Source organism: Bacillus sp. SIMBA_074, assembly GCF_046534555.1.
GTDB classification, from domain to species: Bacteria; Bacillota; Bacilli; order Bacillales; family Bacillaceae_G; genus Bacillus_A; species Bacillus_A mycoides.
On record NZ_JAWRYM010000286.1, the window covers coordinates 1 to 312 of the forward strand.

Genomic DNA, 312 nt, shown 5'->3' on the forward strand with positions numbered 1-312 from the left:
GCGAGCGGGTCGTTGATATTAGTACGATGGTGGAGATGCTGACCCGCTTTCATCTCCTCAATCATGAGACGACGCTCATCTTAAATGAATACGCGAAAAAAATCGTATCGCGCAGCCAAGGCTTACAAGCGACCATGGCCGGTTTGATTCACACGAAAAACATGTTCGAAGAAACGCTAAACATGGTGCAGGACGGCGTCATTACGTATGATGAGCGAGGAAAGATTACATTCCTCAACAAAGTAGCGGAGGAAATTTTGGCCTTGCCGTTTTCTCGCGTAGCCAACCGCGATATACGTGGTGTGTGCAGAG

1 pseudogene is annotated in these 312 nt (G+C 48.4%); it reads left to right on the forward strand.

Going from position 1 to position 312, the window contains the following annotated elements:
• Positions 1-312: pseudogene (locus tag SB773_RS30875) on the forward strand (hypothetical protein); the annotation flags it as partial.